Origin of the sequence: Leifsonia aquatica H1aii, from assembly GCF_000633535.1 — a bacterium.
GTDB lineage: Bacteria > Actinomycetota > Actinomycetes > Actinomycetales > Microbacteriaceae > Leifsonia > Leifsonia aquatica_A.
In genome coordinates this window covers 145,135-167,671 of sequence record NZ_AYMR01000006.1, presented here as the reverse complement: position 1 = coordinate 167,671, position 22,537 = coordinate 145,135, and the positions used below count along the sequence as shown (strand labels likewise).

Below are 22,537 nucleotides of genomic sequence, written 5' to 3'. Positions count from 1 at the left end.
CCGACATGCTCCCACCGCGTCGCGCTGTGCGGGAGGCCGCGGCGACCCGAACCTCTCCGCGCTCAGCTGAACATCTCCGCGATCGCGCGGTCCACCTCGCGGTAGGTGGACGCGGCCTCCTCGGCGTACTCCGCCGCCGCGACGAGCGCTTCGACCTGCGCGCGGTGCTGCCGGTCCCACTGGGTGTGCGCGCCGACGAACCGTTCCTGCGCCTCTCCCGACCAGCGCTCGGCGACCGTGCGCGCCGTCGTCCCGACGCCCTCACGCCCCTCCGCGAGCCGCTCACTGCGCCGCCGCAGCTCCCCCGCGAGCGCGTCGAGCTCATCAGGATCCACCTGGAACTCGGTCATGAGGGGTACCAGTCGAGGTCGGGATCCATGGGAACGCAGCGCGAGTTGCCGGTGAAGTCCGCATATCCCTCTCCGACCGTGAAGACGATGCCGAACCCGTCCGTCGTGGTGCCGGTCAGGTACGGCGGATACGAGACGACCTCCCTCGGCGGCGTCATCCGATCGTCGGAGACCACCTTCGTGGGGTATCCGAGCCGCGTCCACAGGTCGGCCACTTTCTCTGCGATCCTCGTCGGCGGCTCATCGAGCAGCCCGAACCGCTGGGTGAAACGCGCCCAGGTCTCGTTGTCCTTTGCGCTTTCGAGAATGGCGCACCCTCGCCATTCGGCCGACGAGGGCGGACTCCACCCGGCGCCGACGAGTTCGAGCGTCTGCTCGTAGATCTCATCAATCTCTTCTCGCGCATTGTCATGCCTCATTTCCGCACTCCCTCCGGATTCGATTGGTCCCGAACAACTCGACAGAAGACCCGCCACGATTGCCGTGACGAGCACCGCCCGAACACTCCGCGCCCTCATCGGCCCCACTTCCGGATCCGCTCCTCCGTACGCCAGCCGAACCGGTCATCGGGGCTTCCCGCCTGCGCGAGTTCGTCGCCGCGTCCCATCGTCGCGAGTGCGGTCGCATACTGCGACGCCGTCAACCCGTTGAGGTAGCTCGGCGCCTCCTCTGTCCCGATCGGGCCGTGGCCGGTCACCCCGGCGAGATCGCGACCGTCGATGGTCGTGCCCTCCGAGGTGAACACGCGCGCTCCGTACCCGGGGGAGGTCGGGTCGGTCCGGCCGGAGAGCAGCTGCCCGAGCGGGGCCCACTCGTCGCTGGTGCCCTGCGTGGCGAAGACCTGGCCGAGCGGGACGTTGAGCGCACCGGCGACGGGAACACCGGACACGCCGGCGGATCCGAGCATGACGAGGTTTCCCGCTCCGGCATCCGGCCGCGAGAGCGCGATGGCCGCGACGTTCGTCCCGTAGGAGTGGGCGACGACCGACAGCCGGGGAGACTGTGCCGTCCACTCGTTGATCGCCTGCAGACCCTGCATGGTGTGGACGAGCCGGTCCGCGCCCACTTCGGCGAGATCGTTCTGCAGCACTCCCGGAAGGTCTGCTCCGCCCGGCGGCGCATAGTCGAGCCAGGCGACCACGGCGAGCGCCGAGGCATCACCACCCGACAAGCGAGCCTGAAGGTCCCTCAGGCTCGCAGCCGCAGCCGTGTACCTCCCCACATCACCCGCCGTCGTGCCCATGCCGGGCACGATCAGGCTCACGTGCTCCGCGTCGTCGATGAGGCCGGTGCTGAGGGCCACCATGGTGCGATCGCCGGGGTGATACGCGTACAGCTGGTGGGGCGGCGTGCCGCCCGGGCCGGCGCCGAACGCGGTGCGGATGGCGCGCAGCTGGGCGAGCAGCTTCTCGTCACGGTCGATCAGCGCCCGTGCGGACGCGCGGGTGCCGGCATCAGGACTGCCGAGGAGCTTCTCCGCGTTACGGATCCGATCCTCCGCCGCGGCGATGTCATCCGTCAGCAGCCGCGCGTTCACCGCGGATCGGGTCCGGGCGTCGACACCGTCCAGATTGCCGATGACGCGCGGGATGCCGCGGGCCACCCGCTCGCGCGTCGCGTCGTCCAGACCCCGCCACCAGGGGGCGATGCGCGCGGGCCCGAGCGCGAGGAGGCGGTCGAGCAGATCGGGATGGGCGGCGGCATAGGCGGCGAGCGCGGGACCGGACAGGAGCCGGAGGTCGCGGAGCAGGTGCTCCTCGTCGGCACGCGCCATCACCTCCGCCACCGTCGTGGGAAGACCCGCCGCCGCGAACACGGAGCCGGTGACGGCGCGGTCGGCGAGCGCGCGGAGAGCACGGGCGGCGTCGGCTCCGCTCGTCCGGACGGCGTCACGGGCGTCCGCTAGCAGGGCCTCCGCGTTGTCGCGGATCGCCGTGCCGGGATCGACGAAGACGGTGGGGACCGGCAGCGCGAAGGGCGCGGCCCGGTTGCGCGACTGCTCGGCCTCGTAGGCGCGGCGGGCGGTCGCCGTCACGCCCTCAGCGCGCTCCCATTCTCGAACGGCCTTCTCGGCGATGCGCCGCCCGTTCTCGATCTCGTCGGCGTGCGCCGCCAGTACGGACGCCGCTTGACGGTAGGCGGAGGAGGCCGCGATCGCGCGGGACAGGTGACGCCCGCGCGCCGACTCGAAGGCGGTCGCTCCGGCTCCCCGCCAGGGCTCGATCGTCGCCGCACGATGCTCGGTCGCCGCGCCGTCCACCGTCCTCGCGTGCGCCTCCCAGCGCCCGGACTGCTCACGCACCGCACTCGGGTCGCCGTAGACCAGACGACCCGGGTCGGTGGTCTCCCCCAGCTCGGCCATCATGCCGCCTCACGCCGACCGCGCTCGGTCAGCGCCTCCTCCGCCTCGGCGAACAGCCGCCCCGCCCGCCCCAGCCGTGCGGCGAACTCCGCCACATCGGACCCGATGAGCCCGTCCGACCGCCCCCAGGCGGTCGCGAACGTCGCGACGGCGCCGCGCACTTCTCCCGACACGACCAGCTCGAGCACGGCCGGCCCGTCGGGAAACCCCTGGAATCTTCTGACACCCGCCGCAACCGCGTCGGTGTCCACCCCCATCACAGACATGCCTCGAAGGTAGCGAGGCAGAATGTTTATTTCAATATATTTGATGAGGGCATCGCGGCGGCCTTCGCCGCGAGATCCTGCAACACGAACTCCAGCTGTTCGACAGCCCAGTCCAGGTCGGCCGGGTCGATGACGAGGGGAGGCGCCAACCGGATGGTCGACCCGTGCGTGTCCTTGGCGAGCACACCGCGCTGCAGCAGCAGTTCGCACACCTCGCGGCCCGTCGCCAGCGCCGGATCGATGTCGACGCCGGCCCACAGCCCGGCTCCCCGGACGGCGAGCACACCGCGCCCGATCAGGCGCGACAATCCGGCATGGAGGCGCGAACCGAGCAGGCGGGCGCGTTCCTGCGGCTCCCCCGTCGCGAGCAGAGCGACGACGGCCCGGCCCACGGCGGCCGCCAGAGGGTTGCCCCCGAACGTCGAGCCGTGCTCGCCCGGGCGCAGCACGCCCAGCACCTCGCGGTCGGCGACGACGGCAGAGACGGGCACGATCCCGCCGCCGAGCGCCTTACCGAGCAGATAGACGTCCGGCACGACCCCGACCAGGTCGCAGGAGAAGGTGGCCCCGGTGCGCCCCAGCCCGGACTGGATCTCGTCCGCGACGAACAGGATCCGCCGCTCGTCGCACAGCGCGCGCACCGCGGGCAGGAACCCGGCCGGCGGGACCACGATCCCGGCCTCGCCCTGGATGGGCTCCACCAGGACGGCGACGGTGTCGTCGTCGACGGCAGCGGCCAGAGCCGCGGCGTCGCCGTAGGGGACGGTGCGGAAGCCGGGTGTGTAGGGCCCGAACCCGTCGCGGGCGTCCGGGTCGTCCGAGAACGACACGATGGTGGTGGTCCGGCCGTGGAAGTTGCCCGCCATCACGATGATGTTCGCCGCGCCGTCCGGCACCCCCTTCACCCGGTACCCCCACGCCCGCGCCACCTTGATGGCGGACTCGACGGCCTCGGCTCCGGTGTTCATCGGGAGCACCATGTCCTTGCCCGCCAACGCTGCGAGCTCGTCGACGAACGGCCCGAGCTGATCGTTGTGGAAGGCCCGGCTCGTCAGCGTGATGCGATCGAGCTGTGCGCGGGCGGCGTCCAGCAGCACCGGGTGGGAGTGCCCGAAGTTCACGGCGGAGTAGGCGGCGAGGCAGTCCAGGTAGCGCCGCCCGTCCACGTCCGTCACCCAGGCGCCATCGCCCTCGGCGACGACGACCGGAAGCGGGTGGTAGTTGTGCGCGGTGTGCGCCTCCTCGCGGTCGATCAGTGCGGCCTGCCGCGCGCTCGGCGCCTCGGGCCGAGGGAGGACGCGGTGCGCCACCGTGCCTCCGTCACTCGCTGCGGACGTCATCGTCGCCCCCTCCGGGATCGGACCGGGCCGTCGCCCGGGCGTGGATACCGGATAGTTTCACACACGGAAGTCGACGATTGGCGGCGTCGCAACGCACGTAATCGTTGCGATCGGACGCCCCGCGCCAGATACGTGCAACCGCGTCCACACGTGTGGACGTTCGGCAACGCGGGCACCAGAACACCCGCGCACGATTCCCGCGTAACACTCACGTATACGCAACGATCCACCCTATGCTTGCGCCGTGGACAACCTCGATCGCAGCATCCTCGACCTTCTCCGTCAGAACGCGCGCTCGGGATACGGGGACATCGGCTCCGTCGTCGGGCTGTCCGCGTCGGCCGTGAAGCGCCGCGTGGACCGATTGGTCGCGGACGGGGTGATCCGGGGCTTCACCATCCAGGTCGACCCCGCGATCGACGGCATGAGCACCGAGGCGTACGTGGAGCTCTTCTGCCGCGGGACCGTCTCGCCGGAGGAGCTGCTGCGCATCCTCTCCGCGGTGCCCGAAGTCGTCGACGCCGGCACCGTGACCGGCAGCGCCGATGCGATCGTCCACATCCGCTCCCGCGACATCCCGAGCCTGGAGGCCGCCCTGGAGAAGGTGCGACTCGCCCCCAACGTCGACCACACGCGCAGTGCGATCGTGCTGTCACGCCTGATCAACCGCGGCAATTCCTGACCGGGTCGCAAAACTTCAAGACGACCGGACCGGCGCGGCGCAGACTCGGGCCATGACCGAGACAGCACGCACGAGCCTTCGCATCGCCGCCGGACGCGACGCCCTCTGGCACGCCCTGACCGACCCCGACACCATCGCCCGGTTCCTCTCCGGTGCGCGGGTCGTGACCGAGTGGCAGGTCGGCGGACCGATCGTCTACCGCGGCGAGTGGAAGGGCGCACCCTACGAGGACAGGGGAACGATCCTCGAATTCATCCCGGGGGAACGCCTGGTGACCAGCTACTACAGCCCGCTCAGCGGCAAGCCGGACATCCCGGAGAGCTACCAGACCGTCTCCTACCTGCTGGAGGCCGAAGCCGACGGGGACGCCACGCTGGTCACCATCACACAGGACGGCTGCGCAGACCGGGCGGAGGCCGATCGGATGAGCGAGAACTGGGCCCAGACGCTCGAGTCGCTGCGCTCCGTCGCCGAAGAAGCCTGAACGTCCTCTGCGAGAATCCTCAGCCCCCACGGTGCGTCGCGGGCAGGGAACCGAGCGCCACCACGGCGAAGAGTGGCACGATGGGCGCATGAAGCTGCTCGTTGTTGAAGACGACCCCGACATGGGAGGCCTCGTCGAGCGCGGTCTCGCCGCCGAAGGATACGACGTCACCCTCGTCACCAACGGGGTGGACGCCCTCATCGCGCTGCGCAGCGACGCCTACTCGGCCGCCGCGATCGACGTGATGCTCCCCGGGATGAGCGGCTTCGAGCTGTGCCGCCACATCCGCGAGGCGGCCAATCCCATGCCGATCCTGCTCCTCACCGCGCGCGACGCGATCGAGGATCGCGTCCACGGCCTGGACTCGGGAGCGGACGACTACCTCACCAAGCCGTTCGCGTTCGCCGAACTGGCCGCCCGGGTGCGCGCCCTCCTGCGCCGCGAGCCGACCGGGATGCGCCCTCAGGTCACCGTCGGCCGCCTCACGGTCGACTCGCATGAGCACCAGGCCCTCGTCGACGGGCACGAGATGCCCCTCAGCCGACGGGAGTTCACGCTGCTGCGCCTGTTCGCGACGAACCCGGACAAGACCCTGTCGCGCGCCGACATCCTCGAGTCCGTGTGGGGAACCACCGAGAACATCGGCACCAACGTCATCGACCAGTACGTCTCGTACCTGCGCAAGAAGCTCGACCTCGCCGATGCCGGACTCTCGATCGTCACCGAGCGCGGGCGCGGCTACCGCCTCGACGCCAAGAACGCCCTCGACGCCAGGGCCGGGAGCGAGGGCGCGCAGGACGAGAACTTGGAGAAGTCGACGTCGTGAGGTGGGTGCGGCGGCTGTCGATCACGGCGCGCATCACCATCGGCAGCCTGCTCGTCGCCTCGCTCTTCGGCCTCGCCGCGGTGGTCGTCATCCGCGTCGGTGTCGCGTCGATCCTGCACAACGCCACCGTCACCCTGCTCTCCAACGACATCACCGGCCCGGCCGAGTCGGTCCAGAACAACCCCCGCGGACCGTTCGACCTGCCCGGAGGCGGACAGGAGCTCGCCGTGGTCGATGCGAGCGGCGACATCCTCGCGTCCACGCTGCCGTCCGCGATGGAGCCGAGGGTCGACAAGCTGATCTCGTTCGGGAACACGCCGACGATGTATCAACTCGGCGACGACCAGTACCTGGTGCTCACCGAGACCGTGAGCACGGTCGACGGCGACGTCCATATCGTCGCAGCACGCAACGACGAGACCACCGCGCTCATCCTCGACCGGCTGACCGCCGCCCTGCTGATCGGGGCCGGCGTGCTCATCCTCGGCTTCGGCGGCGCCTCCTGGCTCTTGGCCCGCGCCGCACTCCGGCCGGTGAGCAGGATGCGCGAACAGGCCGAGATCATCGCCGGCGAGGAGCGGTCCAGTACAGAGGCCTCGACCGGCGTGCTGACCGTCGGCCCGGCTCAGGACGAGCTCTCCGAGCTGGCCACCACGTTGAACGACCTGATCCGCCGTTTGCGCGCCTCGGCCGACCGCGAACGGCAGATGGTCTCCGACGCCAGTCACGAGCTCCGCACACCGCTCGCCGTGCTCCGCGGTCAGCTGGAGCTGGCCGAACTCGATGCGGGTGACCCGCAGGCGTTGCTGGACGACATCCGCTCGTCGCACGCGACCGCGCTGCGTCTCGGCCTGCTGGCCAACAATCTGCTGGAGCTCTCGCGCATCGAGGCCGGACCGACGAGCGGGCGGATCGACTGGCGCACGCTCGTGGACGAGCTCACGGACGCGATCGACCGGGCGCGGCTGCTCGCCAGCGGCGACGATGAGGCCGGATCGATCTCGGTCGATTTCGGATACGACCCGCGGCGACGGCCGCATCCCGAGTCGCGCGTCGCGCTCAGCCCGACCGACTTCGGGCGCATCCTGGACAACCTGCTCGGCAACGCGATCACGGCCATCCGCTCCGTGCCCGGACACGGCGACGCGACCGTGACCGCCGAGATCGCCGTCGCCGGAGACCAGGCCGTGCTCACCGTGCGGGACACGGGCCCGGGGATGCCCGAGGAGTTCATCCCGGTGGCCCTGGACCGCTTCACGCGTGCCGACGGCGCGCGCACCTCCACGTCCGGTGCGGGTGGCGGTCTCGGCCTGGCCATCGTCGCGGCGCTGGCCGGCGCCGCGGGCGGCGAGGTCGTGCTCGCCAACGCGAAGCCGACCGGCCTGCTGGTGACGGTGACGCTGCCGCTCGTGCGGGTGTCGGACGCGTGACGCGTCGCCGCGGCGCGCCCTGAGAAGCGACGACTGCGGCGTCAGTGCCCGCTGCGGTCGGAGTCGACGCCGGCCTCTGGGCCTTCGTCCAGCGCGTCGAGGGCGTGCAGGTCGTCCGTGTCGAGCGCGAAGTCGAAGATCGCGAGGTTGTCGGCCATCCGGCCCGGGTCCGCGGACTTCGGGATGACCACCAGCCCGTTCTGGACGTGCCAGCGCAGCACGATCTGCCCCGGCGTGCGATCGTGCTTCTGCGCGAGCTCCGCGAGGACCGGCGAGGAGAGCAGGTCACCCGTTCCGCCCCCGAGGGGACTCCACGACTCGGTGAGGATGCCGTGGCGGGCGTCGTACTCGCGCTGCTCCCGGCGGGTGATGGCCGGGCTGAGCTGGATCTGGTTGACGGCCGGGACGACCCCGGTGGCATCGATGAGCGCGTCGAGGTGCGCCGGCTTGAAGTTGGAGACGCCGATGGCGCGCGCCATGCCCTCCTCGCGGAGTCGGATGAAGGTCTCCCAGGTCGAGACGAATTCGTTCCGACCCGGCAGCGGCCAGTGGATCAGCAGCAGGTCGACGTAGTCGAGGCCCAGCCGTTCGAGGCTCCCCTCGAGCCCGGCCCGGGCCCGGTCGTTCCCCTGGTACTCGCCGTCGAGCTTGGTGGTGACGAACCAGTCCGCTCGCGCGACACCGCTCCCGGCGAGGCCGCGGCCGACCCCGACCTCGTTGCCGTACTTGACCGCGGTGTCGACGTGTCGATAGCCCAGCCCGGCCGCAGCGATCACCGCCTGCTCCACGGCGGCGTCGTCGAGGGGCCAGGTGCCGAGGCCCACCTGCGGGATGCTCTGCCCGGAGTCGAGCGGGAGGGAGGGCACGGTGGACGAGGCGGAGGCGGGGGTCGTCATGGCGTCAGCCTACGCTCGCGCTTCGTCCACCCCGCCTTCAGATGACACCCTCGGAGAGCGAGGTCGGATTGCCGAAGCGGTGATTGGTGATCGAGATCGCCTGCTCGTGCAGGAAGGGCAGGACCTCGACCCGGCCGGACGGCGTCACCTCCCCGGCGTAGACGGCGACATCGGGGCTGCCGTCCAGTGCCGCGGCGAGCGCGACCGCATCGCCGCCGATGAGTCGGATCCGCTGGGCGCCGACCGTGCCGGCACGCACGCGACCGAGCCACTGCGCGTCGTTCTCCACCACGACCTCGATCTCGCGTTCGCGCAGGAGTTGATGCATCCCGCGTGGGAGCTTCAGCGTGGTACTCACCGTGAACGGGGACCGTGCGATCGTCCCCGCCGCGACGATGCGGAGCAGCTCGGCCAGCGAGCTCCCGTCGGAGAGCCGGATGGTGACGGGGACCGGCCGGTACCGGAACAGGTTGCGTTCGACGCCGAGCGCCGAGACGTCCTTCACCTGCCGGTATTCGGTCGCGATCGCGATCGCATCGCTGAGTGCGGAGCGCCGGACCAGATCGAACGCGGCGTAGTCCATCGACGACTGCCCCGACTCGATCAGGTCGGAGACGCGATCCTCCAGACCACGCAAGTGCAGGCTGGCGCTGGAGCGGCCGGTCTCCGGCACCCACGAGCCGAGGCCGATCAGGTAGTTGGGGCCTCCGGCCTTAGTGCCGGCGCCGACGGACGAGCGCTTCCAGCCGCCGAACGGCTGCCGCCGGACGATGGCGCCGGTGATGCCGCGGTTGACGTAGAGGTTGCCCGCCTCCACGGTGTCGAGCCACTCGGCGAGCTCGTGCGCGTCGAGGGAGTGGAGGCCGGCCGTGAGACCGTACTCGATGGCGTTCTGGAACCGCACCGCCTCCTCGAGCGAACGGGCGGTCATGACCCCGAGCACCGGCCCGAAGAACTCCGTCAAGTGGAAATACGAGCCGGGTTCGACACCCGTCCGGATCCCCGGCGACCAGAGCCGTCCCGTCTCGTCGAGCTGCTTCGGCTCCACGAGCCACTCCTCCCCCGCGCCCAGCGTGGTGAGTGCGTGCAGGAGCTTGCCGGAGGCGGGCTCGATGAGCGGACCCATCTGGCTCGTCGGGTCGGCCGGGTAGCCGACCGGGAGGCTGGAGGTCGCGTCGACCAGCTGGCGCCGGAACCGCTCCGACCGGGCCACCGATCCGACCAGGATCACGAGGCTCGCCGCGGAGCACTTCTGCCCGGCGTGGCCGAACGCGCTCTTGACGATGTCGGAGACGGCGAGGTCGTAGTCGGCGCTCGGAGTGACGATGATGGCGTTCTTGCCGCTCGTCTCGGCCAGCAACGGCAGATCGGGCCGCCAGGACCGGAACAGCTTCGCGGTCTCGTACGAACCGGTCAGGATCACGCGGCCGACGCGCGGGTCGGCGACCAGCGCCCGGCCGAGGTCGTTCTCCGGCACATCGGCCAGCACGAGCAGGTCGCGGGGGATTCCGGCCTCCCACAGCGCCTCGACGAGCACCGCGGCGCAGCGCTTGGCCTGCGGGGCCGGCTTGATGATGACGGCGCTGCCCGCGGCGAGCGCCGAGAGCACGGAGCCGGCGGGGATGGCGACAGGGAAGTTCCACGGCGGTGTCACGACGGTGAGGGCGGACGGCACGAACCGCGCCCCCTGGACGGCGTCGAGGTCACGGGCGAGCGCGGCGTAGTAGTGCGCGAAGTCGACCGCCTCGCTCACCTCGGGATCCGCCTCGGCGATGGTCTTGCCGGTCTCGGCGGCCATCACCTCGATGAGCCGGTCCCGGTTGGCCTCCAGCGCGTGACCGGCCCGGTCGAGGACGGCCGCACGGTCGTACCCGCTGCGTCTGCCCCACGTCGCTCCCGCGTCCGTCACCTGCCGGAGGATCGTCTCGAGCCGGGTGGCGTCTCCCACGGCGGCGGCGGCGATCGTCTCGACCCCGAGATCGGTCGTGACCGAGCGCGCGAGGATCCGCCGGCCCCAGGAACGGTTCGCCGCGATCGAGGGATCGGTGTCCGGCGCGTTGCGGAACGCGGCGGCGGCCGATCCGGCCGGGGTCGCCTGCGCACCGGCGGCGGCCGAGGACGCCGGGCCGGACCCGGCGTCGGAGGACACCGAGGGCAGTGCCGGATCCTCCGGATCGAAACCGCCGTCCCCTCCCGACCCCCGGGTGAGGCCGAGGACGACACTGGTGAGGCCTTCCTCCGCCTGGGTGGAGCGCACCGCCGCGGGCGGGCGGGTGAACGACGGCGCGGTCGCCTCCTCCCACTCGCGGGTACGGTCCTGCGTGCGGTGCGGCGTCGGTGCTGCTCCGCGCGGCAGCCCATCGGTCTCCAGCGCCTCGACGGAGGCGAGGAAGCGGTCGCGCTCCCGATCGAACAGCGTCTGGTCGGAGCCGAGCTCGAAGACCGCGGACATGAAGTTCTCGTGGCTGGCGTTCTCCTCGAGCCGGCGGATCAGATACGAGATCGCCACATCGAACTCGCCGGGGTCCACCACCGGGGTGTACAGCAGAAGGCCGCCGACGGTCCGCTTGACGGCCTCCGCCTGGGCGGTCGCCATGCCGAGCAACATCTCGAAATCGATCCGATCGGTGACGCCGCGACGCGACGCGAGCAGCCAGGCGTACGCGACGTCGAACAGGTTGTGACCCGCGACGCCGATCTTCACCGCGTCGGTGTGCTCCGGCGTCAACGCCCAGTCGAGCACCCGCTTGTAGTTCGCGTCGGTCTCGAGCTTGCTGCCGTAGGTCGCCGTCGGCCAGCCGTGGATCGCCGCATCGACGCGCTCCATGGCCAGGTTCGCCCCCTTGACGATCCGGACCTTGACGGAAGCCCCGCCCTGCAGCCGGCGCTGGGCGGACCACTCGGTGAGCGTCTGCAGCGCGTCGAGAGCGTCCGGCAGGTAGGCCTGGAGCACGATGCCCGCTTCGAGCCCGCGGAACCGGGGCGCGCCGAGGATGCCGGTGAACACCGCGATCGTCAGATCGAGGTCGCGGTACTCCTCCATGTCGAGATTGATGAACTTGGGGGTCGGCGACGCGGCGGCCAGCTCGTAGAGCGGCGTGAGCCGCTCGACGACGCGCTGCACGGTCTCGTCGAACGACCACATCGACAGCTGCGAGGCGATTGAGGAGACCTTGATCGAGACGTAGTCGACGTCGTCCCTCGCCAGCAGCGTCCGGGTGCCCTCCAGCCGTCGGGCCGCCTCGGCCTCGCCGAGCACCGCCTCGCCGAGCAGGTTGAGGTTGAGCCGGGCGCCGTGGCCCTGCGGGTCGGAGGGCGCCCGCAGATGCGCGATCGCCGGTCCGAGCTTCTGCGGCGTCGCGTCCACGACGAGGTGGCCGACCATCCGGCGCAGCACGCGGCGGGCGATGGGGACGACGACCCACGGGAGCACCGGGCCGAACACGCCGCCCAGCCAGATCGCCAGGCGCATGTACCAGGGCAGGAAGCGCGGGATCCGCTTGGCGACACGCTGGAGGTTGTACCCGGCCACGAAGAGGTCCTGCGGCCGGGCGACCCCGTCGACGAATCCGACCGCGAAGTCCAGTCCGTCGGGATCGCGGAGCACCCCCGCCAGTCGTTCCGCCGCCGGGTCCTGCGCCGGGGCTCCGTCGCCCGCACGCGCGCTCTCGGCGAGCCAGACGCGTGCCAGCTCGACGGCCTCGTGAGCCAGCGCAGCGGGACGCACCTCTGCGCCGTCCGTTTCATCCACCATGACCTCGACTGTAACGACCCCGGCCGGGCTGGCGCTGGCGGCGCTCGAACATGTGGAGAAGTCGCAGTGTCGCGGCCTCCTGTGGACGGCATTCTCCCCGTCCGGGCCGTCCCCTAGGCTCTGTTGCATGACGGACAGCGCACCCTCCTCCCCCGCCCCGACGCACGACGTGGTGATCGTCGGCGGCGGCCACAACGGGCTCACCGCCGCCGCCTACCTGGCGAAGGCGGGGCGGAGCGTGATCCTGCTCGAACGCCTCGACGACGTCGGCGGGGCGGCGGTCAGCGCCCAGGCCTTCCCCGGGGTGGAGGCACGACTCTCCCGCTACTCATACCTCGTGAGCCTGCTCCCCCAGCGCATCATCGACGACCTCGGGCTGGACATCCGGCTGGCTCGCCGGCGCTACTCCTCCTACACCCCGGTCCCCGGCGACCCCGACGGTGCCGGCCTGCTCATCGACAACACCGACCAGGAGGCGACCGCGGCCTCCTTCGCCCGGGTCGGCGCCGCTGACGACGCGGAGGCGTTCACGGACTTCTACGCGTCGACCGCCGAGGTCGCCCGGGCGCTCTGGCCGACGGTGACCGAGCCGTTGCTCACCCGGACCGAGGCGCGCGCCCTGGTGGGCGACGACGAACTGTGGGAGGCGCTGATCGAACAGCCCATCGGCGGCTTCATCGAGTCCCGCCTGCAGAGCGACCTGGTGCGGGGCGTCGCAGCGACCGACGCCCTCATCGGCACCTTCGCGAGCGTCTCGGACGCGTCCCTCGACCAGAACCGCTGCTTCCTCTACCACGTCATCGGACAGGGCACGGGCGAGTGGGACGTCCCCATCGGCGGGATGGGCGCGGTCACGGGCGAACTGGCCCGGGTGGCGCGCGAGGCCGGAGCACGCATCGTGACCGCTGCGGAGGTGACGGCCATCCATCCCGACGGGTCGGTGGAGTACGTGCGCAACGGGCACGAGCGTCACGTCGTGGGCAGGCAGGTGCTCGTGAACGTCGCACCCGAGATCTACGACCGGTTGCTCGTCGACGACTCCGTCGCAGGCGACGGCGGCTCCGTCCCTCCCTCGCGCCCGCGCGCCGAGGGCGCCCAGGTCAAGGTCAACCTGCTCCTGACCCGGCTCCCGCGCCTGCGCGACGAGACGCTCGATCCGCGGGCGGCCTTCGGCGGGACGTTCCACATCAACGAGACCTACACCCAGCTCGAGGCCGCCCATGCGGGCATGCTGCGCGGCGTCATGCCCGAGTTCCTCCCCTGCGAGATCTACTGCCACACCCTGGCCGACCCGAGCATCCTCGATCCCGAGCTCGCCGAGAGCGGTGCCCAGACCATCACGGTGTTCGGACTGCACACCCCCGACCGGTGGCTGACCGACGAGAACAACGACGCGACCCGTCAGCGCCTGCAGGACGCCGTGCTCGCCTCCCTCGACTCCGTCCTGGCCGAGCCGATCGAGAGCCTGCTGCTCACCGACGGCGAGGGCAACCCCTGCATCGAGACGAAGACGACGCGCGACCTCGAGCGCGCTCTCAACATGCCGGGTGGGAACATCTTCCACGGTCCCCTGTCCTGGCCGTTCGTCGAGGACGACGACCCGCTCGACAGCGCCGCACAGCGCTGGGGCGTCGCCACGGCGCACCCACGCATCCTGATCTGCGGTTCCGGTGCGCAACGCGGCGGTGCTGTCAGCGGCCTCGGCGGCCACAACGCGGCGATGGCCGTCCTGGAGGGCTGAGAGCGGCACCGGAGACGACTGAGAGGACTCGCACCCTCCGCCCACCGCGCGCCCAGCGCCGCCACTGCCGGAACACCCGAGCGGTGACTAGGGTGAGGGGCACGAGCATCGGCCCAGACGAGGGCCGGGCTCGGTGGGAGGTCGCCATGACGCCGCAGCCGACGGGAAGACTGGTCCGCAAGGACGACGGGGTCTATGTGGTCCTGGACCGCATCGTCCATGCTCCGATCGAAGAGGTCTGGGCGTACTTCAGCAGGTCCGCCTATCTGAGCCGGTGGATCGGCGAGTTCACCGGGACCCCGGCGACCGGTGCGGTGAAGTTCCGCATGAACGCGGAAGGCGACGGCGCCGAGTGGGAGAACGTGACCATCATGCTGTGCGACGCCCCGCACCGGCTGCACGTCGACATCGGCACGGCTCCGGACTCGCGCCGCATGTTCGTCCATCTGACGCAGTCCAGCGGCCACACCACCATCACCTTCGGGGATCTGCTGCACACGGTCGCCGAGGGGGCGGACTATGGAGTCGGATGGGACTACTACCTCGACCGGATGATCGCCGCACACGACGGCAAGCCGCTGCCCGCCTGGGACGACTACTACCCGGACTTCCTCGACCACTACACGACGCTGTGCCGCGAGCTCGACCACGACCTCAAGGTCGAGCACGCCGAGGCACTGCGCAACGGCACGACCGGCTGATCCCGATCCTGCGCCCGCCGGCTCAATGCCAGCGGTGGTCCTGCAGCGTCACCCGGGGGCCGCGCCGCTGGAACCGGAACCCGCTCGCCAGGATCAGCCGCACCACCCGCTGACGGTGCCCCGCCCACGGCTCGAGGAGCTCCAGCATCCCGTCGTCGTCCACCCGGCGACCGATCAGCGCCTCCCCGACGTAGTGGGCCAGGTGGTAGTCGCCGACGCTGACGAGGTCGGGGTGGGCGTGGCTGCGCTGCAGCGTCTCCGCCGCCGTCCAGGGGCCGATGCCCGCCACGGTCCGCAGCACGTCCGCAGCCGCGTCGAGGCTCTGCGACCGCTCGACCGCCCGTTCGAGCGAGGGTGCGACCGCGAGCACCGCTCGAGCCGTCCGGGCCCGTCCCGGGTCGACGCCCGCGCGGTGCCAGTCCCAGGACGGGATGCCGCGCCAGTGGGCGAGTGTCGGCACCACCCGCATCCCGTCGGGCGCCGGACCCGGGGCGGGCTCGCCGTACCAGCGGAGCAGACGGGCCCACGAGCGGTACGCCTCGAGGCTGGTCACCCGCTGCTCCACGATCGCCGGGAGCAACGCCTCCAGCACCAGGCCCGTGCGCGCGAGCCGCAGCCCGGGGTTGCGATGACGGCTGTCCCGGAGCAGCGGGTGCGCGCTCACGTCCAGCCCCGACCAGTTGTCGCCGTGGCCGAGCAGCGCGGGCACGGCATCGACGGCCCACTCGGCTCCCTCCCCCCACGCCTCCGCCGCGATCGAACCGTCCGCGGCAGGTCGGCGCACACGGAGCGTCGCCGCCCCGAGGGGTGTGCGCCAGGTGCGCCAGAACCCGCCGAGGTCCCACTGCGTCGTCGGGTCGTAGGGACCGCGGCCGAGCAGGCCGAGCGTCCCCGGCAGGTCCAGCGGCACGGCCGGGCGGTAGACGGTCTGCGCATCCGGGAGTGCGTGCGACCCGGAGGCGGCGGGCAGCACGGCGGTCATGCCGGAATGGTACGTCAGCCGCCTGACAGCGGATGCGGCTCCACCCCTTCCCGCGTGTCGGTGGCATCCCCTACATTCGGCGCCATGGGAATCGAACTCGGCGACGATCTCGTCGCGCAGCTGCGTGGGTCCGTCCGCGGCACCGTCCTCCTCCGCGGCGACGAACGGATCGCCGCCGAAGCCGCCTGCTTCGACCCGACCGTCCACCACGACCCCGACGTCCTGGTCGCCGCCCAGGACGAGGACGACGTGGTGGCGGCCGTGCGGTTCGCCCGCGCGAACGGCCTCCCGTTGCGCATCCAGGCGACCGGACACGGCTCCGAGTCCGCGATCTCGGGCGGCCTGCTGCTCATCACCCGCGACCTCGATTCCCTCGAGGTGGATCCGGACGCCCGCCGGGCCCGCATGGGCGCGGGCCTGCGCTGGGCGCCCATCATCGCCGCGACGGCCGAGCACGGCCTCGCACCGGTGACGGGGTCGTCCACGAGTGTGGGCGCGGTCGGCTACACCCTGGGCGGCGGCCTCGGACCGCTGGCCCGCAGCCACGGTTTCACCGCCGATTGGGTGCGCGGCTTCCGGGTCGTGACCGCCGACGGCGACCTCGTCACCGCGGACGACTCCACCAACCCTGAGCTGTTCTGGGCCCTGCGCGGCGGCAAGGGCGGTCTCGGCGTGGTGACCGAGATGACCCTCGAGCTGGTCCCGCTCACCACCCTGTACGGCGGCAGCGTCTTCTTCGAGGGCGATGCGGTCGCGGACGCGTTCCGCGCGTGGACGGCGTGGTCGTCGACCCTCTCGGACGAGGCGACCACCTCCGTCGCGTTCGTGCGGGTCCCGGACATGGACGGCCCGCCCCCGCCGCTGCGCGGACGCTCGCTGTTGAGCGTGCGTTTCGCCTTCCCCGGCGACGCGGAGGAGGGCGCGCGGCTCTTCGCGCCGATGCGGGAGGCCGCTCCGGTCTATCTCGACTTCGTCGCCGAGATGCCGACGACCGCCGTCGCCTCCATCCACAACGATCCGGAGCAGGGCGGCCCCAGCTGGATCCGCGGCCACATGCTCGACTCGTTCGATCAAGAACTCGCCGAGTCGCTGCTGCCGTTGATCGGTCCGGACGCCGACTCGCCGTTCGTCGCGGTCGAGGTGCGCCAGCTCGGCGGTGCCACGCGTCGGGATCCGGCGGACGGCACGGCCGTCGGCGGACGCGACAGCTCCCACACCTTCACGTCCATCGCGGGCGACCCGTCGACGTTCGCGGAGGCCGCCCCCGCCCACGCCGACGCCATCGCCGCCGTGCTCGGCGACCGTGTCTCGCGCGTGACGAACATCAACTGGGTCGCCGACGTGACCGACCCGCAGCAGTTCGCCGGGATGTGGCCGACGGAGATCTTCGACCGGCTCTCGACGGCCCGCCGTCAGTGGGATCCGGAGCGCGTCTTCCCGTTCGGGCCCGCGTAGCGAGGCCTCCCGGTCGCGTCGACGGCCGTGCCCGGTGTCATTCGTTCCAGACGCTGGGTGCGGCCGCGCGCGTCGACGGCAGCGCGGCATCCGCGCCCCATTCGAGCAGCCACTCCGGAACCGCCACGTCCGTCGGCGCCGGACCCACGGCCTCCAGCAGCTCGTCGATGGTCACGATGCCGCCCCCGCGCTTCAGGAACCGGCCGCGGATGAACGCCTGGGTGTAAATCTCACCGTCCACGGTGAACCGCTGCTCGACGTAGACGGCCTTCTCGTCGAACCCCAGGATGCGCGACTCGACGACGAACGGCTGCCACAGCTCGAGCGACTTGCGGAAGGAGATCGTCTCCGAGGCGACCACCGGGTACCAGCCGCGCTTCTTGAAGACCGCCCAGACGCCGTTGCGGCTGAGCAGGTCGAAGCGCCCGATGTCGGCGATCGACAAATACACGCCGTTGTTCATGTGCTTCAGGATGTCGAGGTCGGTCGGCAGCACGCGGAACCTCGTGCGCGCCACGTCCCAGTGCCCGAGCCGCGGCCCGAACCGGGAGAGCAGGAAGTGGAGCATCGTCCGGAAGATCATGTGCACCGGGCAAGAGTAGTCACCGGCCAACCATCCCGCGCAAACGTTGTGCGCGATCTCCAACCGAGAGCCCGGCTGTGGCCCAGCGGATTGTGCGATCCACCGCGGGAGGCGGGCACGGGGAACCCGTCCCCCTCCGCGGCCGTTCTGTTCAAGACCCCGCTCGGCGGGCTCCCTAGGGTGGCCCTATGACTCTTCGACTCGGATTCATCGGCATCGTCACCTCCGATCTGGCCGCCTCTCTGGCCTTCTACCGTGCGCTGGGGGTGCCCGTCCCTCCGGGTCTCGACGCCGCACCCCATGTCGACGCGACCCTCGACGACGGCACGACGCTCGCATGGGACACCGTGGAGACGGTCCGTGGCTTCGACCCCGGCTTCGTCCCGGCGGTCGGCGGCCACCGGATCGCGCTCGCGTTCGACAAGGGCACGCCCGAGGCGGTGGATGCCGCCGTTCGCGACCTGCGCGCCGCCGGCTATCCGCCGCACGTCGAACCGTGGGACGCCCACTGGGGCCAGCGCTACGCCACGGTGCTCGATCCCGACGGCAACTCGATCGATCTCTACGCGGCGCTGTCCGCGAACTGACGCGGCGTCACGCCGACCAATCGACGGAACTCCCGGGTCAGGTGCGGTTGGTCGGCGTACCCGGCGAGCGCCGCCGCGTCCGCCGGGCTCCACCCTCCCGCGAGGAGCGACCGGGCGCGCCGGGCGCGTTCGATGCGGACGAGTGCGGTGTATCCGTACCCGAACGTTCCGGCCATCGACCGTCGGAGCCGTCGCTCCGACCACGAGAGCTCCTCGATCACCGCCGCGACCGGACGACCGCGGCGAGCATACTTCCGGACGACCTCCACCCATCCCTCCGTCGTGCCGGCGAGGGCCCCACGCTCCGCCGCGGAGGGGGACGACGCGTCGAGTCGGCGCAGCTGGTCGGCGAACGCCCGCGCAGGCCGGCGACCGACGACGTCGGCCAACGGGAGGAACGCATCCCGCAGCTCGGCCGGGTCGACGCGGAGGAGGCCGCCGGCGACACCGGGAGCGAACCGCACCCCGACGGTCGGCTCCGCCCGATCGTCCTGCGTCGTGAGCCAGTGCGTGGACGGTCCGGCGACGTGCACGGCGCCATCCCGCAGGATGAGATCGAGGCATCCGTCGGCCGGCAGGACGCTCGCCGTCGATCCGGTCGAACGCCAGAGCACGCGCGCCCGGTCGATCCGCTGCTCGGTGTACACGGAACGATCATGGCACCCACCGCTGACCTCCGGCCACCGTCACCGCCGCCGCTCGTGCTCCCGCCGGAGCAGCGCCCAGGAGTCCACGCTCGACCACTCGCCTGTGAAGAAGTCGGCATCGATCGCCCGGCCCTCGTGCCGGAAGCCGAGGCGGCTGAACACCGTGGCGGCGGCCCTGTTCCGCACGTCGGTGATCGCCGTCAGACGATGGGCCGCCTGGTCGGCGAAGAGCGCGCCGGTCATGGCCCGGAGCGCCTCGGTCGCGACGCCGCCGCCCTGCGCTCCGCGGGCGACCGTCACTCCCAATTCGTACGTGTCGGGGTTCTCCGCCAGGGCGTGGACGCCGAGGTCGCCGACAAGCCGGCCGGAGGACCGCTCGCACACGGCGACCTGCAGCCAATCCCCGGAGCCCGGCTCGAGCACGCGGGGCTGCGCACCGAGCAGGGCGTCCGCATCGGCGGCGGAGAAGTCCGGAGTCCAGGACTGCCAGCGGGCGATCAACGGGTCCCGACGGTAGGCGACGAAGGCCTCCCGGTGCCGCTCATCCAGCGGCACGAGGTCGAAACGGTCGGTGCGGATCGGGAACGTGAGCACCCGATCACGGTAGCCGGTGGATCGGGCGTTCCGCCGCGTCCCGGTCTGCCGTCACCGCCAATGACCGTGCGCGTGCGGGAAAGACCGGGTGCGGCCGACCCCGTAGCCTCGGGCCATGTCCACCGCATCGGCGCGTCCGTTCGGCCGAGCGCTCCGTCTCCGCGTCGCTCCCCCGGTCGTCGCGGTGCTGTCGCTGCTCGCGACGGCCGCGATGTGGTCGGGGTATCCGGTCGTACCGGCGCTCGCGTGGATCGTGCTGCTCCTCGGCGTGGCCGTGGGATGCGCGGCCTCCGCCCGTCGCGCCCCCGCCGACCGTCGCGCCCCCGCCGACCGTCGCCGCGACGGCAGCCACCTCGCGGTGGAAACCTTCACCATGGCGCTCATGGTCGTCCTCGGCCTGTTCCACACGCACGGTCGCGTCGTCGCCGGAGATCCGGTGACGACCAGCCATGCCGACCACGGAGGCTGGTTGCTCGGCGTGCTGGCCGTCTCGGTCGCTGTGCTGACGGTGGTGTGCCTCGTGCTGGCCGCACGCCACGTCCGCGCGGTCGGCCTCGCTCGCGGCGCTCTTCCGATCGTGGCCGCGGCGGCGATGGCCGTCATGGCCGCCGGGATGCTCCTCCCGGCCTGACCGGCGACCGACCGCTCTCGGGGTCCGGCCGAGACCGGGTCCGAGCGGCGCACTCAGTTCCCGCAGTCGCACTCAGTGCCCGCAGTCGCACTCCCCGCCCGCGCAGCAGCTCGTCCCGGACGTCGCCCCGTCGGGCAGGTCCAGTGCCGGGTTGCGGTCCAGGAACCCGTACGGCTTGAAGTGGAACCCGGAGTAGTCGACCGGCATGATCGGCCAGTCCTCGGGGCGCGGGATGTGGGTGGGGCCGAAGACGTGCCAGAGCACGAGGTCGGTCTCCTCCAGCGAGCGGTCCGCCACCGTCCACGCGGGCAGCCCCGCGCCGCCGGCATGCGCGTTCGGGTAGTCGCCCGCAGGGAAGCGCTCCGCTGCGTCGAACGGCGTCGCCCACAGGTGCTTGGTGGCGAAGGTCGCCCGCCCCCACACGGTCGACTCCGGCTGGGCGAGTAGCGTCGCGCTCGGCTGCGGAAGGAGGTGATACGCCGTCGCCGCCCCGACGGCGTTGGTCCGCGACGCGCTGCGCACCTCCCACACCCGTGCCCGGGACGGGTCGGCGAGCCGTTGCGCCTCCGACTCGCTCCGCAACGGCGTGTTCGACCAGGTGAAGGCGTTGCCATGCGGGTTGTCCGGGCCGATGGGGATGCCGACGGCGTCGATCTCGGAGAGCGAGTTCGCCTCGCCGTCGATGGCGACGTCGAGCCGCGCGCAGAACAGGTGCTGATGCACGGGCGCGAACAGCCCCGGCGCGATCTCGGGCGCGTGCGGATCGGTCGAGCCGGGGACCCCCGCGCCGGCGAAGACGATGCCGGTGGCCTTCGCCTCCACCTGGATCGTGCCGTCGAGGTAGAGGTACCAGAAGAACCCGTAGTCGTAGTTTCCGATGGTGGAGAAGTACGAGATGACCAGGCGGCGGGAGCGTCGCACCTCGGTGTTGCCGTCGAGGTCGGTGTGCTTCCAGAGGATCCCGTAGTCCTCCTCGTGCATGCACACCACCTGGGGGATGGTCACCGGGTTGCCGTGGTCATCGGCGACGATCCCGTCGAAGTAGTGGATGACGCCGAGGCAGTCGCAGCCGAGCGTCAGCGTGTTCGCGTTCTTGCCGAGCAGGTACTCGCCGGCGTCGAAGTAGCTGATCCAGAACCGCGTGGAGGTGGTGTCCCCGTACGGGACCACCATCTCGGGCACCGAGCCACGGTAGAGCACCGAGCGATCCTCGTCCCCGTCGCGGAATGTGACCTGGTTGAGCACGAGCCCCTCGCGGGCGTTGAAGCCGACGCGCAGCTTCCAGTTCTCCCACTCGACGTGCTGGCCGTCGACGCGGAAGCTCGGGCCCTCGGGCTGGGTGATCTCGATGGGCTTGAGGGAGGTGCGGGCGGCACCGATGGCGGCGGCGTCGTAGTTGCCGTCGAGGTCGGGGACCGGCACGTCGCCGTCGTCCTCGACCCGCAGCACCGCACCGGTGGTGAGGTCGATGTGGACGATCAGCCCCTCGACCGGGTGCGACCAGGGCGAATCGGACGGGGTCGAGCGCAGGAAGGTCAGCGACCGGATGACCCGGCGCCCGGTCTCCTCCGCGCGGTTGTGGAAGCCGGGGGCGAGGGGCGCGCAGAAGGCCAGCTCGATGCGGTCCTCGAGCCCGCGGCGGGCCATCGCGGCCCGCCACTCGGGGGACGCCTTGGCGATCTCCTCCGCCCGCTCGTACTCCTCGAAGAGGTACTGCGGCTGGCCGTAGGGCGCCTCGGCCGTGCCGAGCGGGCGGTGGTCGACGAGTTCACGCGTCGTGACCGACACGACGGCCTCGGCCGACGTCCCGGTCGCGGTGTCGAGCAGGACGAAGAGGATCCGGCGGTCGATCGCGTCCCCGTCGCGGAACGCCGCCACGGCCTGCTTCGACGGCTCGACCGGCAGGACCGACGGGAACCGCGTGGACTCGCCCACGAGGCCCGAGGCGACGAGGATGTCGCGGCCGTCGGCGATCTCCCGAGCGGTCAGGGCGTCGAGGGGATGACGCACCTCCGTGGGCGCGGTGACGGTGGAGGTGTGCTGGTGGGACATCGGTGTTCCTTACGTCGAGCTCGTCCTCTCAGTATCCGGGCTCGTCCAGACGGGCGGGAAGGCACGCACGGCCGAACGTTCCGTTTCAGACAACCGCTCTGCGTCGCACGCCAACCCGGCGGGCTCGGGAGACGGTTCAATCGTCAGCAATCGCGCACCCTGCCGTCCCTTCGT

At 71.4% G+C, this 22,537-nt stretch carries 21 protein-coding genes; 9 read left to right on the top strand and 12 right to left on the bottom strand.

The window, feature by feature from the left end; all coding sequences use genetic code 11:
• Positions 1-62: 62 nt before the first annotated feature.
• Genes U870_RS0104685 through rocD form a run of 5 tightly spaced genes read right to left on the bottom strand, consistent with a single transcriptional unit; the run spans position 63 to position 4,318 of the window.
• On the bottom strand, positions 63-350 hold the full coding sequence (locus U870_RS0104685) for a WXG100 family type VII secretion target (RefSeq protein WP_025156254.1): 288 nt from the start codon (positions 348-350) through the stop codon (positions 63-65).
• Positions 347-844, bottom strand: a complete 498-nt coding sequence (locus U870_RS24610; RefSeq protein WP_205288723.1) for a hypothetical protein — start codon at positions 842-844, stop codon at positions 347-349. The genes U870_RS0104685 and U870_RS24610 overlap by 4 nt, the downstream gene beginning before the upstream one ends.
• Positions 845-864: 20 nt before the next feature.
• The gene (locus U870_RS0104675; protein WP_162819081.1) at positions 865-2,712 is read right to left on the bottom strand and encodes an alpha/beta hydrolase; all 1,848 of its coding nucleotides are present in this window, start codon (positions 2,710-2,712) and stop codon (positions 865-867) included.
• A complete protein-coding gene (locus U870_RS0104670; RefSeq protein WP_025156251.1) occupies positions 2,712-2,978 on the bottom strand; it encodes a hypothetical protein in 267 nt (88 codons plus the stop codon). Before U870_RS0104670 ends, U870_RS0104675 begins: the two co-directional genes overlap by 1 nt.
• 26 nt (positions 2,979-3,004) lie before the next feature.
• Entirely contained in the window at positions 3,005-4,318 is a 1,314-nt protein-coding gene (gene rocD, locus U870_RS0104665) for an ornithine--oxo-acid transaminase (RefSeq protein WP_025156250.1), read from the bottom strand.
• A 244-nt stretch (positions 4,319-4,562) separates the two neighbouring features.
• On the opposite strand from rocD, the gene U870_RS0104660 reads away from it, so the two are divergent.
• From U870_RS0104660 to U870_RS0104645, 4 genes are all read left to right on the top strand, one after another.
• Positions 4,563-5,000, top strand: coding sequence for an Lrp/AsnC family transcriptional regulator (locus U870_RS0104660; RefSeq protein ID WP_025156249.1), 438 nt, complete (start codon positions 4,563-4,565; stop codon positions 4,998-5,000).
• A 52-nt stretch (positions 5,001-5,052) separates the two neighbouring features.
• Positions 5,053-5,484 carry an SRPBCC domain-containing protein gene (locus U870_RS0104655; protein ID WP_025156248.1) on the top strand — a complete coding sequence of 144 codons (432 nt, stop codon included), beginning with the start codon at positions 5,053-5,055 and terminating at the stop codon, positions 5,482-5,484.
• 88 nt (positions 5,485-5,572) lie between these two features.
• Complete coding sequence (locus U870_RS0104650) at positions 5,573-6,310, top strand: response regulator transcription factor (protein ID WP_025156247.1); 738 nt, start codon at positions 5,573-5,575, stop codon at positions 6,308-6,310.
• Positions 6,307-7,740, top strand: a complete 1,434-nt coding sequence (locus U870_RS0104645) for a sensor histidine kinase (protein WP_025156246.1) — start codon at positions 6,307-6,309, stop codon at positions 7,738-7,740. The genes U870_RS0104650 and U870_RS0104645 overlap by 4 nt, the downstream gene beginning before the upstream one ends.
• Positions 7,741-7,781: 41 nt before the next feature.
• Here U870_RS0104645 and U870_RS0104640 read toward each other — a convergent pair whose 3' ends face one another.
• Both U870_RS0104640 and U870_RS0104635 read right to left on the bottom strand, forming a co-directional pair.
• Positions 7,782-8,636 carry an aldo/keto reductase gene (locus U870_RS0104640; protein ID WP_025156245.1) on the bottom strand — a complete coding sequence of 285 codons (855 nt, stop codon included), beginning with the start codon at positions 8,634-8,636 and terminating at the stop codon, positions 7,782-7,784.
• Between the two features lie 37 nt (positions 8,637-8,673).
• On the bottom strand, positions 8,674-12,390 hold the full coding sequence (locus tag U870_RS0104635; protein WP_025156244.1) for a proline dehydrogenase family protein: 3,717 nt from the start codon (positions 12,388-12,390) through the stop codon (positions 8,674-8,676).
• A 127-nt stretch (positions 12,391-12,517) separates the two neighbouring features.
• Between U870_RS0104635 and U870_RS0104630 the strand changes: the two genes are divergently transcribed.
• Positions 12,518-14,131: a phytoene desaturase family protein gene (locus U870_RS0104630; protein WP_025156243.1), complete on the top strand. Its 1,614-nt coding sequence runs from the start codon at positions 12,518-12,520 to the stop codon at positions 14,129-14,131.
• A 146-nt stretch (positions 14,132-14,277) separates the two neighbouring features.
• Positions 14,278-14,832: an SRPBCC domain-containing protein gene (locus U870_RS0104625; protein ID WP_025156242.1), complete on the top strand. Its 555-nt coding sequence runs from the start codon at positions 14,278-14,280 to the stop codon at positions 14,830-14,832.
• A 22-nt stretch (positions 14,833-14,854) separates the two neighbouring features.
• Here the strand turns inward: U870_RS0104625 and U870_RS0104620 are convergent, their stop codons facing one another.
• Positions 14,855-15,814, bottom strand: a complete 960-nt coding sequence (locus tag U870_RS0104620; protein ID WP_025156241.1) for a DNA-3-methyladenine glycosylase family protein — start codon at positions 15,812-15,814, stop codon at positions 14,855-14,857.
• 84 nt (positions 15,815-15,898) lie between these two features.
• On the opposite strand from U870_RS0104620, the gene U870_RS0104615 reads away from it, so the two are divergent.
• On the top strand, positions 15,899-17,269 hold the full coding sequence (locus tag U870_RS0104615; RefSeq protein ID WP_025156240.1) for an FAD-binding oxidoreductase: 1,371 nt from the start codon (positions 15,899-15,901) through the stop codon (positions 17,267-17,269).
• 37 nt (positions 17,270-17,306) lie between these two features.
• Here the strand turns inward: U870_RS0104615 and U870_RS0104610 are convergent, their stop codons facing one another.
• Complete coding sequence (locus U870_RS0104610) at positions 17,307-17,852, bottom strand: thioesterase family protein (protein ID WP_081815168.1); 546 nt, start codon at positions 17,850-17,852, stop codon at positions 17,307-17,309.
• Positions 17,853-18,040: 188 nt separating this feature from the next.
• Between U870_RS0104610 and U870_RS0104605 the strand changes: the two genes are divergently transcribed.
• Complete coding sequence (locus U870_RS0104605; RefSeq protein WP_025156238.1) at positions 18,041-18,439, top strand: VOC family protein; 399 nt, start codon at positions 18,041-18,043, stop codon at positions 18,437-18,439.
• Here the strand turns inward: U870_RS0104605 and U870_RS24790 are convergent.
• Together U870_RS24790 and U870_RS0104595 are read right to left on the bottom strand one after the other, a co-directional pair.
• A complete protein-coding gene (locus tag U870_RS24790) occupies positions 18,415-19,086 on the bottom strand; it encodes a helix-turn-helix transcriptional regulator (RefSeq protein ID WP_025156237.1) in 672 nt (223 codons plus the stop codon). The genes U870_RS0104605 and U870_RS24790 overlap by 25 nt on opposite strands.
• Before the next feature lie 39 nt (positions 19,087-19,125).
• Positions 19,126-19,680, bottom strand: a complete 555-nt coding sequence (locus U870_RS0104595; protein WP_043709405.1) for a GNAT family N-acetyltransferase — start codon at positions 19,678-19,680, stop codon at positions 19,126-19,128.
• A gap of 115 nt (positions 19,681-19,795) precedes the next feature.
• Here U870_RS0104595 and U870_RS0104590 point away from each other — a divergent pair, with 115 nt between their 5' ends.
• On the top strand, positions 19,796-20,311 hold the full coding sequence (locus U870_RS0104590; RefSeq protein WP_025156235.1) for a DUF6185 family protein: 516 nt from the start codon (positions 19,796-19,798) through the stop codon (positions 20,309-20,311).
• Between the two features lie 72 nt (positions 20,312-20,383).
• On the opposite strand, the gene U870_RS0104585 is transcribed toward U870_RS0104590, so the two are convergent.
• Positions 20,384-22,363, bottom strand: coding sequence for a primary-amine oxidase (locus U870_RS0104585; RefSeq protein ID WP_025156234.1), 1,980 nt, complete (start codon positions 22,361-22,363; stop codon positions 20,384-20,386).
• Between the last annotated feature and the right edge of the window lie 174 nt (positions 22,364-22,537).